The sequence below is a fragment of the Caldimonas manganoxidans ATCC BAA-369 genome (genome assembly GCF_000381125.1).
Taxonomy (GTDB): Bacteria; Pseudomonadota; Gammaproteobacteria; order Burkholderiales; family Burkholderiaceae_C; genus Caldimonas; species Caldimonas manganoxidans.
In genome coordinates this window covers 1-13,724 of record NZ_KB905953.1, presented here as the reverse complement: position 1 = coordinate 13,724, position 13,724 = coordinate 1, and the positions used below count along the sequence as shown (strand labels likewise).

Here is a 13,724-nt window from a genome sequence, read left to right as displayed (position 1 = left end):
CCCCTGCGCGCGGACAAGACCGGCTCGCACGCCGCCGCAGGGGCGTGCTCACAACGGAGGTTGGCGCGGCCACAGCACCCACAGTTTCAGCGGCTGCTTCATCCGTCCGGCCAGTTCCTCGGCGCCCTCGCCCCAGCCCCAGAAGAAATCGCCGCGCACCGCTCCGACGATGGCCCCGCCGGTATCCTGGGCCACCATGAGACGTTGCAGGGGCCGCGGCTCGCCGCCGGGGCGTGTCGGTGGCTCGGTGCTGGCAATCCACACCGGCGTTCCGTACGGAATCGAGCCGCGATCCACGGCGAGCGAGCGGCCGGGCGTCAGCGGCACCCCTTGGGCGCCGACCGGGCCGACGCTGGGGTCGGGCAAAGGCTCTTCGCGGAAGAAGACATAGCGGGGATTGGCATGCAGCAGTTCGGTCACGCGCTGCGGATGGGCGCGCGCCCACTGTTTGATGGCCGGCCAAGACGCCTGCTCCAAGGGCAGCGCTCCCTGGTCCACCAGCCAGCGGCCCACGGACCGGTAAGGCTGGTCATTGTGGCCGGCGAAGGCCAGGCGCACCAGGCGCTGGCGACCGTCGGGTTCGGTCAGCGCGAGCCGGCCCGAGCCCTGGACATGCAGGATCAGCGCATCCAGCGGGTCGGCCACGTAAGCGATTTCCAAGCCCTTGAGGGCGGCCTTGGCCGCCGGCAGGGTTTCCAGCTGCGCACGGGTCCAATAGGGGCGGCGTTGGGCCAGGTCGGCTGGTGCACGGTACAGTGGCACCCGGAAGCGTGCATCGGGCAAGCGGCGCGCCTCGATCAGGGGTTCGTAGTAGGCCGTTAGCAGTCCATCGGTGGCCGAGCCGTCCAGCGGCTCCACCCGGTACGGGCGCAGATGCTGCTGCAGCCACGCCCGCACCGCCGCCTCGTGGGGCTCGCGCAAAGCCTGGGCGCTGGCGCAAACCTCCTCCCAGCCGGCGGCCGGGCGGGTGCAACTGCGCAACAGCGCCGGCCAGGCCCGCACGATCTGGTCGTCGGCCCAGCCGGGCAAGGCATCCCAGCCCACCGGCACCCAACGGGACTTGGGCTGCTCGATGACCCGAGCCATCGGTGCTTGCTCGACCGCAGTGCCAGGTGGCGCCACGGTGCCGCAGGCGGCCAGCATCCCTAGAATGGCGGCGGCCGCGGCCATGCGCCACCGCAAGACGGGGCGCTTTGGAGCGCTGGTCCCAACAGGACAGGACGAAGACATGTGGTTGATCTTGCTGGAGGCGCTGGGCGCCTTGGTCTTGTTGATCCTCATCGTGTGGTGGACGATGTTCTCCGGCCGCCGCAAGGGTGAGCGTCGCGACGAGACGCAGACGCCGCCCCATTGACGGCCCCGATCAGCTCGCTGCCGGGTCGCGGGGCGGCCACAAGAAGCTCCAGGGGCGCTGGCGCAGCCGGGCCCAGACCGCGGCGTGGATGCGTCCACGGTCTTTCAGGCGGATGTTGCGTGCGCGCAGCGCCAGGCGGAACGCCAGCAGGAAGCTCACCGTCACATTGAGCACGCCGGTCAGTGCGATACCCGTCACCGCCAGCCAAAACCCCGGGGTGGACAGCAGCTCCCAGCCGATGGCGCCCAAGGCCACGCCCAGCTGACCGCTGGCCAAGGTCACGTGCCGCACGTCAAAGCCGATGCCGAAAAAGTGCGCCACGGCAGGCACCAGCCCCAGCATCAGTCCCAGCGAGACATTGCCGGCCAAGCCCGAGACATGGGCTTGCAGCCAAGCGGACCAGCGTGCGGCGCGGTGGGCGCCCAGTCGCGCCACGATGCGCGGGTTCCAGCGCAGTGCGCTGCCCAAGCGGTGCAGCACGAACCAATTCTCGGCCCAGCCGGCGATCAGGCTGGAGGCAAACAACAGCACGCCCGTGGCGGCTGCATACACCGGCGTCCAGCCCAAGGCGCTGAGCGAATCGACGGCATAGCGAGCCTGGTCGACCCCGATCAGCGGCGCACCGAACACCAGGCTCCACCCCCATTGCACGGCCAAGGCGCAGGGCAGCACCACGCTCACATTGCCCACGATGCCGGCCACCTGTGTGCGAATGAGGTGGCTGACTTCGTCGACGAAATCCTCCACCGCTTCGTCACGGCCCAAGTCGCCGAGCTTGTGGGCCATGGCTGGCGCGGTCATGGCGGGCTGCTTGGTGGCCAGGGTGAAATGAGCGAGTTGGATGGCCACGAAGCTGATCGCATAGTTCAGTCCGGCGGCCATCCCTGCGAAGAAGCCCGACAAGCCCATCAGGCCGATCAGAAACTTCAGAAAGACCGTCACCGTCGTGACCGCCCCGCCGCCTGCGGCGCGCCAAACCATCTGGAGATACTCGCGGCGGTTGCGGGTGATGTAGTGTTCGCCCGTTTCCGCATTGCGTTCGGCCATCTTGCGCGCCAGCAAGGAGTAATTGCGTGCCACCAGGGCCCGCACGCTGCGCCGGCGCTCGGCGGTGTGCGCCAGCTGCACCACCAAGTCGCGCACGGCCCGCGCCGGCGCTTCGCTGAGCAGGCTGTCCAGCAACTGTTGGGCCCGGTCCAGCCGGGCTTGCAACTGCTGCACGGCAAACACGATGTTGACGGAGATGCCCGTGTCTTCCAGCGTGTCATAGACCGTGTCTGCATCGCGCCGGCAGGCATCCAGCACGGTGTGGAAGTAGCGCAGCGCCGGGCCCAAGGCCTCGGGGCGCGGTGGTGCGGCCTCCAGCTCCTGGCGTACGGACTGGAAGGCGCGCAGCAATTGATGAAACGGCACCAGTGCACGGGCCGCGCCGGCCAGGCGTATGCGCACGTCGGCCGAGAAGGCCAACGCGCGCGCTTGTGTCAGGCACATGACCGTGGCGTCCAGCAGCGCCGTGCGCCAGCTCTCAGCGGCTTTGGGATGCCGGCTGGCGGCCACCGCCTCGCGCAACAGGGCTGCGAGTCGATCCAGCGTCTCGTCGTCGATCGCTTGCAGCCACTGTGCATCGTTGGCATCGCTGAACATCAGCTGAAACAGCTCCGACCAGTCTTCCGTGTCCGGTGTGCCTGGCAGCAGCTTGCGCTGGAGGCGTTCCAGCACCTCGCTGAAGAAGGCTCTGTGGGAGGCAAAGCCGAAGTCGGCCAGCAACAACGTGGCATCCATGTCCACCAGGGTGCGGGCCAGCAATTCCACGAGCCGGGCCCGATATTCGGGCTCCCGGTCCAACAAATTGAGCAGATGGCGCAGCTTGAGCACGGGCCGAGGCGTGCCGGGCGGCACGGCCGCCGGGGCCGAGCCCTCGGCCGGCTTGGGCGAGACCGGGCTGCGGCGCAGCCACTCCAGCAAGCGCACCAGCCACAGATTGCGCTCGGCCCGCGGGGCGCGCGGGTCCAAGGCAGCGAGCAGCGAATTCAGGTCCCACACCGCGGCGGGCCGGGCATCGAACAGGCCAGGCATGCGAGCGGTCAATGCAGGTGGTTGCGCTGGGCGGACAGCGAGAACGCCGGAATCGGCACTTCGAAGCGCTCACCGTCCTCGGCCACGCAGAAGTAACTGCCGCCCATGGTGCCGCACGGCGTGGCCAGACGGGTCCAGCTCGTGTACTCGAACCCCTCGCCCGGCTTGAGCAGGGGTTGGTGCCCCACCACGCCCAGGCCCTTGACTTCCTCGATGCGGCCGTGGGCATCGGTGATGATCCAGTGCCGCGAGATCAGCTGTGCTGCCACCTGGCCCGTGTTGCGGATGGTGACCGTGTACGCAAACGCGTACATCCCTTGTTCGGGGTCGGAATGTTCGGGCAGGTAGCGCGGTTGAACCTCCACGCTGAATTCGTAGGCGCTCATACCTCGGGATGGTAGCAACCCTGCGCCCACCCCGGCACGCGCCGGACTTCTACAATCCCTGCGCCCTGGAGAGCCTCATGAACTACCGCATCGCCCCGTCCATTCTGTCCGCCGACTTCGCCCGCTTGGGCGAGGAAGTGCGCCAGGTCATCGCCGCTGGCGCCGACTGGATCCATTTCGACGTGATGGACAACCATTACGTTCCCAACCTGACGTTCGGCCCCATGGTGTGCCAGGCGCTCAAGCCGCATGCCAAGACCCCGGATGGCCGGCCCGTGCCGATCGACGTGCACCTGATGGTGCAACCCGTCGATGCCTTGGCCCAGGCGTTCGCCAAGGCCGGTGCCGACCTGATCAGCTTCCACCCCGAAGCCAGCGCTCACGTCGACCGCACCTTGCAGCTCATCAAGGACGCAGGCTGCCAAGCCGGCTTGGTGTTCAACCCGGCCTCGCCCCTCGACGTGCTGGAGTGGGTGCTCGACAAAGTCGACTTGGTGCTCATCATGAGCGTCAACCCCGGCTTCGGCGGGCAAAGCTTCATTGCCTCGGCCTTGCGCAAGATCGAGCGAGTGCGTCAGTGGATCGACGCCAGCGGGCGTGACATTCGCCTGGAGGTCGACGGTGGCATCAAGGTGGACAACATCCGCCAGGTGGCCGATGCCGGGGCCGACACCTTCGTGGCCGGCAGCGCCATCTTCGGCCAGCCTGACTACAAAGCGGTCATCGACGCCATGCGGGCGCAGCTGGCTGCCTGAGCAGGCGTCGAGGCGGTGGGCGGCCGCCCCAGCAGGTCGCCATAGACCTGCGTCATGTGCTGCAAGGCCTCGTCATTGCCATGGCCCCGCACATTGTGGCGGTACAGGCCCGAGCGCTGGCTGCCCAGCCAGCTCACCAGCCGCTGCCCGCGTCCGGTGGTGAACACGCCGTAGCCCTGCAATCGGGTCATCCAGTTGAGCCAAATGTCATCCCCGTGGGGGGCGAGCGCCCGGTAGCGATCTCCCTCGGCGGCACAGCGCTGCAGCGAGCCGGCGGGGTAAAGCACGCCGCCCACTCCGGTGAAGAACAAATCGTCGCCGCAGGCCGGCTCCTCGACGCTCCAGCACCAGTCCCGGTAGGCGCGCAGGCGCCCGGCATCGTCACGCAAGACCCGGTGCGCCCGATGGCACACCACGTGCCCCGGCCTGTGGGCGCTGGCGGCCAGCAGTTCCTCCAGCCATGTCGGCCAGTAGCAAATGTCGTCGTCGGCCGTCACGAAGGTGGCCTCGGGCCAGCATGCCAGGCTGGGGATGATCTTCATGTAGCTCTTGATGTCCTGCGGCCAGGTGCGGATGCTCAAGCCATGGTCTTGCAGCGAGCGCACCTTCGGCGGTACGAGGTCCGCATAGGCTTCGTCCACCCACAGCACCACGTGGTCGGGCTTCACGGTTTGCCCCAGCAGGCTCATCAAGGTGAGGTGCAGCACAGGAAAGCGCCCGGGAAACGACGTCAGACTGAGGACCAGTTCGCCCGGCAGTCCATGCGGGCGAGGCGGGGCGTGGCGTGCGCGCTGCCAATGCCAGCGCACCGTCAAGGGCGCTGCCAGCCGCTGAAGGCCATGGGCCACCGACGCCAGCTTGTGGCGCCAGGGCTTGTTCAGGGAGCGCCGCCAGCGAGCGAGATGACGTGACCAACCGGTCGATGCGTTGGGCAATTCAGGAGGTTCGTGGGTCGACATCCCCTGAGCGTAACCCGAACGACTCCCCCTGAGGCAGCCCCAGCGCCTCGTGGCGTGCGCGATACTGCGATTTTTGCCGTCTTCTGTTCCAGATGTCGTCCTTGCCGCCCTTGCAAGCTGCCATCGTCGATCTCGATGGCACCCTGATCGACACCTTGGGCGACTTCGTCGTGGCCCTCAACCGCTGCCTCCAGGACCTGGGCTTGCCCGGCATCGACCGCCAATTCGTGGCCAACACCGTCGGCAAAGGCTCGGAGCACCTGCTGCGCAGCACCCTGGCGCATGTCGGCGCCGACCCCGCGCTGTACGCCGCCGCCTGGGCTCGTTACCAAGCGCATTACCAGGCCATCAATGGCCAGCACGCGCAGGTCTACCCGGGGGTCGAGCAGGGCCTGTCCTGGCTGCATTCGCAAGGGCTGCGGCTGGCCTGCCTCACCAACAAGCCCACGGCCTTCGCCCAGCCCTTGCTGCAGCGCATGGGCTTGGCCGGCTACTTCGAGCGGATCTACGGTGGCGACGCCTTCGAGCGCTGCAAGCCCGACCCTTTGCCGCTGTGGCGCACCTGCGAGGCGCTGGGCAGCGAACCCTCACGCAGCCTGATGATCGGAGATTCCAGCAACGATGCCGAGGCGGCCCGGGCGGCCGGCTGTCCCCTGGTGCTGGTCACCTACGGCTACAACCATGGCCAGGATGTGCGCGCCCTGCCTGCATGGGCCCACCTCGATCGGCTCGATCAGCTGGCGCACAGGCTGCGCCAGGGGCTGGGCGCCTAGTTTGTCGCGTCCTGGCTGGCGGGCGCCTTGCCCAACAGCGCGTCCTTCAGGTTGGCGTCTGCCGGATGCTGCCCCAGCCAAATCTTCATCAGCGTGGTGTAGAACTCCGGCTCCTTGATCGGTTCGGCCGCGGGTTTGCCGTTGACCAGAATCACTGTGCCTTGGCCGGGGATCCAGTCCACCTGGAAGCTCTCGCCCGTGGCCAAGCGCTTCTTGGCGGCGAAGATCTCGCCCATTTTGATCGTGCCGGGAATGGATTTGACGAAGTCCTCGCGGGAGGCGTTTTTCTCCATCCCCTGGGTGAACAGCTTGCCCAGTTCGTTGGCATCGATGTCGCGCAACATCACGATGTGCAGACGTTTGGGGCCGGCGGCGGCGAACACCGCCGCAGGCGTCGACGCCTTCTGGGCGAGATACAAGCCCGCGGCATAGACGCGAAAGATGGCTTTGAACCGAATCCCCGCGCCATTGAGCTGCAAACGCTGGCCGGCCAGCGTGATCTCGTTGTCGAACTTCGCGCCGGCCAGCTCCACCGCGGCGCGTGTCGTGGCCGCGGGGGCGGTGTTCGGGGGGGTCTGGGCCTGGACCCAGGCAGGACAAGCCGTCAGGGCCAGGGCCCATGCGAGCTGGCGGACCCTGAGCCATGGAGTGTGCAAGCGCATGGTGGAGCTCTCCTCGACGAACCGACCGCAGCCGCGGCCAAGGATCCGGCATGTCGCACGATCCTCGGTCGCACAATGTAGCAGGAAAACGCACGAACGTTCGTCAGAGATCGGGGGTCAGAGATCGGGGTGGTTTTCCCTGACTTGGGGGGCTGCTACACTGAAGCCCATGTTCCTGTCTCGCAAACTAACCAGGGGTCAACACGACCGGGGAGCCTGGCCCTGGCGTCGCCCGCATCGGCCGGTTTAGTTTGCCCATGCCCGCACCGCGGTCGGTGCCCAGTGCCCCTGCCAGCGCTCCTGCGGGTTCGGCGTCCAAGGAATTCTCGGATCCGTCTGACCGGGGATTCGCCCACCAACACCATCCGCATGGCCACCGGCGCCTCCTGCAGGCGCCCGTGCCCAGGAGGGCCCTGTGATCACCGAACTCGAATTCAAAAGCCTGTCCCAACAAGGCTACAACCGCATTCCTCTCATCGCCGAGGCCTTCGCCGACCTCGAAACCCCGCTGTCGCTGTATTTGAAGCTGGCCCATGGCGGCGGCCAGGGTCGCCACAGCTTCCTGCTGGAGTCGGTGGTCGGTGGCGAGCGTTTCGGACGCTATTCCTTCATCGGCCTGCCGGCGCGCACTTGGCTGCGCAGCACCGGCTGGGTCACCGAGGTCTGCACCGATGGTCAGATCGTCGAACGCCACGAAGGCAATCCGCTGGACTTCATCGCGCAGTACCAAACCCGCTTCAAGGTGGCGCTGCGTCCCGGTCTGCCGCGTTTTTGCGGCGGGCTGGCCGGCTACTTCGGCTACGACACCGTGCGCTACATCGAGCCGCGCTTGGCCAAGGGGCGCAAAGGCGGCGGCATCGGCACGCCGGACATCCTCTTGCTGCAAACCGAAGAGCTGGCCGTCATCGACAATCTCTCGGGCCGTCTCTACCTCATCGTCTACGCCGATCCGCGCGAACCCGAAGCCTATTTCCGCGCCAAACGCCGCTTGGCCGAGCTCACCGACAAACTCAAGTACAGCGTCACCGCCCCGCCGGTGCGTCGCGGCGTCTCGCATCCGGTGCAGCGCGAATTCGCCAAGGACGACTACCTGGCCGCCGTGCTCAAGGCCAAGGAATACATCGCCGCGGGCGACATGATGCAGGTGCAAATCGGTCAGCGCCTGAAGAAGCGCTACACCGAGTCACCGCTGTCGCTGTACCGGGCGCTGCGCTCGCTCAACCCCTCGCCCTACATGTACTTCTACGACATGGGGGATTTCCAGATCGTGGGCGCCTCCCCCGAAATCCTGGTCCGCCACGAGCATGTCCCCGAGGGTGAGAAGATCACCATTCGGCCCATTGCCGGCACTCGCCCGCGTGGGGCCACGCCCGAGCAGGACAAGGCCTTGGAGGCCGAGCTGCTGGCCGACCCCAAGGAGCGTGCCGAACACTTGATGCTCATCGACCTGGCGCGCAACGACATCGGCCGCATCGCCCAGACCGGCAGCGTCAAGGTGACCGAAGCCTTCGTCGTCGAGCGCTACTCGCACGTGATGCACATCGTCAGCAACGTGGAAGGCTTGCTCAAGCCCGGCACGACCAACCTCGACGTGCTGCGCGCCAGCTTCCCGGCTGGCACCCTGACCGGCGCCCCGAAGATCCGCGCCATGGAGATCATCGACGAGCTCGAGCCCGTGCAGCGCGGCATCTACGGCGGCGCCTGCGGCTACCTCAGTTTTGCCGGCGACATGGACGTGGCCATTGCGATCCGCACGGGCATCGTCAAAGACAACACCTTGTACGTGCAGGCTGCCGCCGGAGTGGTGGCCGATTCGGTGCCCGAGATGGAATGGCGCGAGACCGAGGCCAAGGCTCGAGCCTTGCTGCGCGCTGCCGAGCTGGTCGAAGAGGGCTTTTGAGCCAGGGGGCTGCCATGCTATTGATGATCGACAACTACGACTCCTTCACCTACAACCTCGTGCAGTATTTCGGCGAGCTGGGCCAGGAGGTGCGTGTCTTTCGCAACGACGAGATCACGCTCGAAGGCATTGCCAGCCTGAAGCCCGATCACCTCGTGCTGTCGCCGGGGCCCTGCTCGCCAGCCGAAGCCGGCATCTGCATCGACGCGATCCGCCACTTCATGGGCCGCCTGCCGATTCTGGGCGTGTGCCTGGGCCACCAAAGCATCGGTGCGGCGCTGGGCGGCCGCATCGTGCGCGCCAAGGTGCAGATGCATGGCAAGACCAGCACCATCACCAACGATGGGAAAGGCGTGTACACCGGCTTGCCGCGCCAGTTCAAGGTGGTGCGTTACCACTCGCTGGCCATCGAGCGCGAGACCCTGCCGGCCGAGCTGGAGATCACCTCCACCACCGAAGACGGGGAAATCATGGGGGTGCGTCACATCGCGCTGGCCGCAAGCCGCACCCCGCTGGAAGGTGTGCAATTTCATCCGGAGTCCATACTCAGCGAGCATGGGCACGCGATGCTGAGAAACTTCCTGAATCTGCACTGAGGAGGAGGCCCCCGATGCCCATCACCAACACCGAGGCCCTGACCCGCGTCATCGAGCACCGCGAGATCTTCCACGACGAGATGCTCGCCCTCATGCGCCGCATCATGAGTGGGGAGATGTCGCCGGTGATGATCGCCGCGCTGGCCATCGGCTTGCGTGTCAAGAAAGAAACCATTGGCGAAATCGCTGCGGCCGCCCAAGTCATGCGCGAGTTCGCCACGCCGGTGACGGTGCCGGACAAGACCCATCTCGTGGACCTGTGCGGCACCGGCGGCGATGCGGCGCATACCTTCAACATCTCCACTGCGGCGATGATCGTGGCGGCTGCGGCCGGTGCACGTGTGGCCAAGCACGGTGGACGGGCGGTGTCGTCCAGTACCGGTAGCGCCGACGTGCTCGAAGCGCTAGGCGCCAACATCATGCTCAGCCCCGAGCAGGTGGCCGCCTGTCTGACCGAGACCGGCGTCGGCTTCATGTTCGCGCCCAACCATCACAGCTCGATGAAATTTGCAGCGCCGGTGCGCAAAGAGCTGGGGGTGCGCACCATCTTCAACATTCTGGGGCCGCTGACCAACCCCGCGGGTGCGCCCAACCAGCTCATGGGTGTGTTCCACCCTGACCTGGTGGGCATCCAGGTGCGCGTGTTGCAGCGCCTGGGCGCCGAACACGTGATGGTCGTCTACGGCATGAATGGCATGGACGAAATCTCGCTGTCCGGCGAGACCATGGTCGGTGAGCTCAAGGACGGTGAAGTGCGCGAATACATGATCCATCCGGCCGACTTCGGCTTGCCCGTCCATGACGCGCGCGTGCTGCGCGTGGCCAGCAAGGAGGAGTCGGTGCAGTGCATCCAGCGCGCCTTGGCCAACGAGGATGGGCCCGTACGCGACATCGTGCTGCTCAATGCCGCCGGGGCGCTGTATTGCGCCAACGTGGTTGCATCCATCGCCGAAGGCGTGCGCCTGGCCCGCGAGGTCGTGGCCTCGGGCAAGGCCCTGGCCAAGCTCAGCCAGTTCGTGGCAGTCACGCAAAAGCTTGCGGCTGGAGGAGCTGCCGCATGAGCGACATCCTGCAACGCATCGTCCAGGTCAAGCGCGAGGAAGTCGCCGCGGCCCGACGCCAGCGTGACCTGCCCAGCCTGCGCCGGGAGGCCGAGGCGCTGGGCGGGCAGCGCGATTTCGTCGGCGCCATGCGCCAGGTCCAGGGGGCCGGCCGCGCCGCCGTGATCGCCGAGATCAAGCAAGCCAGCCCCAGCAAAGGGCTGCTGCGCGAGCATTTCGTGCCGGCCGACATCGCGGCCAGCTATGCCCGCCATGGCGCGGCCTGCCTGTCGGTGCTCACCGACGAGCGCTTCTTCCGCGGCTCGGCGCGCCACCTGCAAGACGCTCGCGCCGCCTGTTGGCTGCCGGTGCTGCGCAAGGACTTCATGATCGACGAGTACCAGGTCTACGAGGCGCGATCCTGGGGTGCCGACTGCATCCTTCTGATCGCGGCCTGCCTGGACGATGCACAGATGGCCGATCTGGAGGCCGTGGCGCACGGCTTGGGCATGGCGGTGCTGGTGGAAGTGCACGATGGCGCCGAGCTCCAGCGGGCGCTGCGCTTGAAGACGCCCCTGGTGGGCATCAACAATCGCGACCTGCGCAGCTTCGAGGTCCGCTTGGAGACCACCTTGAGTTTGCTGCCCGAGGTCCCGCAGGACCGCTTGTTGGTCACCGAATCGGGCATTCTCACGCGTGCGGACGTGCTGCGCATGCGCCAAGCCGGCGTGCATGCGTTCCTCGTGGGCGAGGCGTTCATGCGCGCCGACGATCCCGGCTCGGCCCTCTCGGCGTTGTTCGCGTGAGCGCCCAGCCCCCCCAGCCCTGCTTCTTGGCCGCCGAGGGTCCAGTGGACAACCGGCTGCGCGAGCCGCTGGAGGCCTGCTTCGAGCGGGTCGGTGACGACTGGCGTGCCGTCACCGAGCCCTTTCGTGTCAGTCCGCAGGGCCGGGCCCTGATCGATTTCGTCGATGGGCGCGTGCGCCAGGGGGCCATCGTCTATCCCGCCCAAGTCTTCCGTGCCTTGCAAGCCGGCGGGCCGCAGGATGTGAAAGTGCTCATCTTGGGGCAAGACCCCTACCACGGGGCGGGGCAGGCGCAGGGACTGGCCTTTTCGGTGCCGGCGGGGCAGCGCTTGCCACCGAGTTTGCTCAACATCTATCGCGAAGTTCAAGCCGATACGGGACGGGTGCCACCCGCCAGTGGCGACCTCGGGCGCTGGGCGGCGCAAGGCGTGTTGTTGCTCAATACCGTCCTGACCGTCGAAGACGGCCGCCCCGGCAGCCACGCCGGATGCGGCTGGGAAGTCCTGACCGACGCCCTCATTACGCAGGTGTCGCGATGCTCCCCGGCCTGCGTGTTCTTGCTATGGGGCGCCAGCGCGCAGGCCAAGCGCCCGCTGATCGACGCCACGCGGCACGCCATCCTGGCGTGCAATCACCCTTCGCCGTTGTCGGCCCGCCGTCCGCCTGCGCCGTTCGTGGGGTGCCGGCATTTCAGTCAGGCCAACGCCTGGCTGGCCAGCCGTGGCCGCAGCGCAATCCTTTGGTGACCGTGCGTCGCGGATGGGGGCATTGGCAGCGACTCAAACTCAACATATAATCTGTGGTTCGCCGCGGAGGGGTGCCCGAGTGGCTAAAGGGGGCAGACTGTAAATCTGTTGGCTTACGCCTACGTTGGTTCGAATCCAACCCCCTCCACCAGGCGAAGCGATGAGGCCGTTCGTGCGGGTTTGCTGGCGCGCGGACGTGGTGAGTCGGCGATGGGAAGCGACTCCTTTGCGGGAGTAGTTCAATGGTAGAACCTTAGCCTTCCAAGCTAATGACGCGGGTTCGATTCCCGTCTCCCGCTCCAGCAAACCGTCGGCACGGGTTTGGGTGTCGTGGCCAAGGCGCCCAAACCCGTGTCGATGCCCATGTGGCTCAGTGGTAGAGCACTCCCTTGGTAAGGGAGAGGTCACGCGTTCGATCCGCGTCATGGGCACCACTCCTCTCATCGTCCAATCCGGCATTGCGCCGTCAGGAGATCGAAACAATGGCAAAAGGCAAGTTTGAGCGGACCAAGCCGCACGTGAACGTGGGGACGATTGGTCACGTGGACCATGGCAAGACGACGCTGACGGCGGCGATCACGACGATTTTGGCGGCCAAGTATGGTGGCGAGGCCAAGGCGTACGACCAGATCGACGCGGCGCCGGAGGAGAAGGCGCGCGGCATCACGATCAACACGGCGCACGTGGAGTACGAGACGGCCAACCGTCACTATGCGCACGTGGACTGCCCCGGGCACGCTGACTACGTGAAGAACATGATCACGGGTGCGGCGCAGATGGATGGGGCGATTCTGGTGGTGTCGGCTGCGGATGGTCCGATGCCGCAGACGCGCGAGCACATTCTGCTGGCCCGTCAGGTGGGTGTGCCCTACATCATCGTGTTCCTGAACAAGTGCGACATGGTCGACGATGCCGAGCTGCTCGAGCTCGTCGAGATGGAGGTGCGCGAGCTGCTGTCGAAGTACGAGTTCCCTGGGGACGACACGCCCATCGTGAAGGGGTCGGCCAAGCTGGCGCTCGAAGGCGACAAGGGCGAGCTGGGCGAGCAAGCCATCATGAAGCTGGCCGAGGCGCTGGACACCTACATTCCCACGCCGGAGCGTGCGGTCGATGGCACCTTCCTGATGCCTGTGGAAGACGTGTTCTCGATTTCGGGTCGTGGCACGGTGGTGACCGGTCGCGTGGAGCGCGGGGTCATCAAGGTGGGTGACGAAATCGAGATCGTGGGGATTCGTCCGACGCAGAAGACCACCTGCACGGGTGTGGAGATGTTCCGCAAGCTGCTGGACCAAGGTCAGGCGGGCGACAACGTGGGGATTTTGCTGCGCGGCACCAAGCGTGAGGAAGTCGAGCGTGGGCAAGTGCTGGCCAAGCCGGGCTCGATCACGCCGCACACGCACTTCACGGCCGAGGTGTACGTGCTGAGCAAGGAAGAAGGTGGGCGTCACACGCCGTTCTTCAACAACTACCGTCCGCAGTTTTACTTCCGCACCACGGACGTGACCGGTGCCATCGAACTGCCCAAGGACAAGGAGATGGTGATGCCGGGCGACAACGTGACGATCACCGTCAAGCTGATCGCGCCCATTGCCATGGAAGAAGGCCTGCGCTTTGCCATCCGCGAAGGCGGCCGCACCGTTGGCGCCGGCGTCGTGTCCAAGATCATCGAGT

Annotated in this window: 14 protein-coding genes and 3 tRNA genes; 12 read left to right on the top strand and 5 right to left on the bottom strand. The window is 66.5% G+C overall.

From position 1 onward, the window contains the following. Positions 1 to 48 precede the first annotated feature (48 nt). Complete coding sequence (gene mltA, locus F615_RS0112685) at positions 49 to 1,170, bottom strand: murein transglycosylase A (protein ID WP_019561565.1); 1,122 nt, start codon at positions 1,168 to 1,170, stop codon at positions 49 to 51. 58 nt (positions 1,171 to 1,228) lie between these two features. Here mltA and F615_RS20660 point away from each other — a divergent pair, with 58 nt between their 5' ends. Further along, positions 1,229 to 1,354 (top strand): hypothetical protein, encoded by a 126-nt coding sequence (locus F615_RS20660; RefSeq protein ID WP_259370076.1) that lies wholly within the window; start codon positions 1,229 to 1,231, stop codon positions 1,352 to 1,354. A gap of 9 nt (positions 1,355 to 1,363) precedes the next feature. Here the strand turns inward: F615_RS20660 and tlpB are convergent, their stop codons facing one another. Then, the gene (gene tlpB, locus F615_RS0112675) at positions 1,364 to 3,430 is read right to left on the bottom strand and encodes a transporter-like protein TlpB (protein WP_019561563.1); all 2,067 of its coding nucleotides are present in this window, start codon (positions 3,428 to 3,430) and stop codon (positions 1,364 to 1,366) included. Positions 3,431 to 3,438: 8 nt separating this feature from the next. Beyond that, positions 3,439 to 3,816, bottom strand: a complete 378-nt coding sequence (gene apaG / locus F615_RS0112670; protein ID WP_019561562.1) for a Co2+/Mg2+ efflux facilitator ApaG/CorD — start codon at positions 3,814 to 3,816, stop codon at positions 3,439 to 3,441. 77 nt (positions 3,817 to 3,893) lie between these two features. Here apaG and rpe point away from each other — a divergent pair, with 77 nt between their 5' ends. Continuing rightward, a complete protein-coding gene (rpe, locus tag F615_RS0112665; protein ID WP_019561561.1) occupies positions 3,894 to 4,571 on the top strand; it encodes a ribulose-phosphate 3-epimerase in 678 nt (225 codons plus the stop codon). Here rpe and F615_RS19470 read toward each other — a convergent pair. Then, a complete protein-coding gene (locus F615_RS19470; RefSeq protein WP_019561560.1) occupies positions 4,526 to 5,530 on the bottom strand; it encodes a glycosyltransferase family A protein in 1,005 nt (334 codons plus the stop codon). The two genes, rpe and F615_RS19470, sit on opposite strands and share 46 nt — an antisense overlap. Before the next feature lie 92 nt (positions 5,531 to 5,622). Between F615_RS19470 and gph the strand changes: the two genes are divergently transcribed. Then, positions 5,623 to 6,303, top strand: a complete 681-nt coding sequence (gene gph / locus F615_RS0112655) for a phosphoglycolate phosphatase (protein ID WP_019561559.1) — start codon at positions 5,623 to 5,625, stop codon at positions 6,301 to 6,303. Here the strand turns inward: gph and F615_RS0112650 are convergent. Further along, a complete protein-coding gene (locus tag F615_RS0112650; RefSeq protein WP_019561558.1) occupies positions 6,300 to 6,965 on the bottom strand; it encodes a chalcone isomerase family protein in 666 nt (221 codons plus the stop codon). The genes gph and F615_RS0112650 overlap by 4 nt on opposite strands. Before the next feature lie 415 nt (positions 6,966 to 7,380). Between F615_RS0112650 and trpE the strand changes: the two genes are divergently transcribed. The 9 genes from trpE to tuf form a co-directional block, all read left to right on the top strand. Continuing rightward, positions 7,381 to 8,865, top strand: coding sequence for an anthranilate synthase component I (gene trpE / locus F615_RS0112645; RefSeq protein ID WP_019561557.1), 1,485 nt, complete (start codon positions 7,381 to 7,383; stop codon positions 8,863 to 8,865). Positions 8,866 to 8,879: 14 nt separating this feature from the next. After that, complete coding sequence (locus tag F615_RS0112640) at positions 8,880 to 9,461, top strand: anthranilate synthase component II (RefSeq protein ID WP_026330293.1); 582 nt, start codon at positions 8,880 to 8,882, stop codon at positions 9,459 to 9,461. Positions 9,462 to 9,475: 14 nt separating this feature from the next. Next, positions 9,476 to 10,522: an anthranilate phosphoribosyltransferase gene (gene trpD / locus F615_RS0112635; RefSeq protein WP_019561555.1), complete on the top strand. Its 1,047-nt coding sequence runs from the start codon at positions 9,476 to 9,478 to the stop codon at positions 10,520 to 10,522. Continuing rightward, complete coding sequence (gene trpC, locus F615_RS0112630; RefSeq protein WP_019561554.1) at positions 10,519 to 11,307, top strand: indole-3-glycerol phosphate synthase TrpC; 789 nt, start codon at positions 10,519 to 10,521, stop codon at positions 11,305 to 11,307. The genes trpD and trpC overlap by 4 nt, the downstream gene beginning before the upstream one ends. Then, positions 11,304 to 12,053, top strand: coding sequence for a uracil-DNA glycosylase (locus F615_RS0112625; protein ID WP_019561553.1), 750 nt, complete (start codon positions 11,304 to 11,306; stop codon positions 12,051 to 12,053). Before trpC ends, F615_RS0112625 begins: the two co-directional genes overlap by 4 nt. Positions 12,054 to 12,118: 65 nt before the next feature. Beyond that, positions 12,119 to 12,204: transfer RNA gene (locus F615_RS0112620), tRNA-Tyr, on the top strand. Positions 12,205 to 12,281: 77 nt separating this feature from the next. Then, a tRNA-Gly gene (locus tag F615_RS0112615) sits at positions 12,282 to 12,355 on the top strand. Between the two features lie 57 nt (positions 12,356 to 12,412). Continuing rightward, positions 12,413 to 12,487: transfer RNA gene (locus tag F615_RS0112610), tRNA-Thr, on the top strand. 48 nt (positions 12,488 to 12,535) lie between these two features. Further along, positions 12,536 to 13,724 (top strand): elongation factor Tu (gene tuf, locus F615_RS0112605; protein ID WP_019561552.1); only part of this gene is annotated, 1,189 nt, incomplete at its 3' end.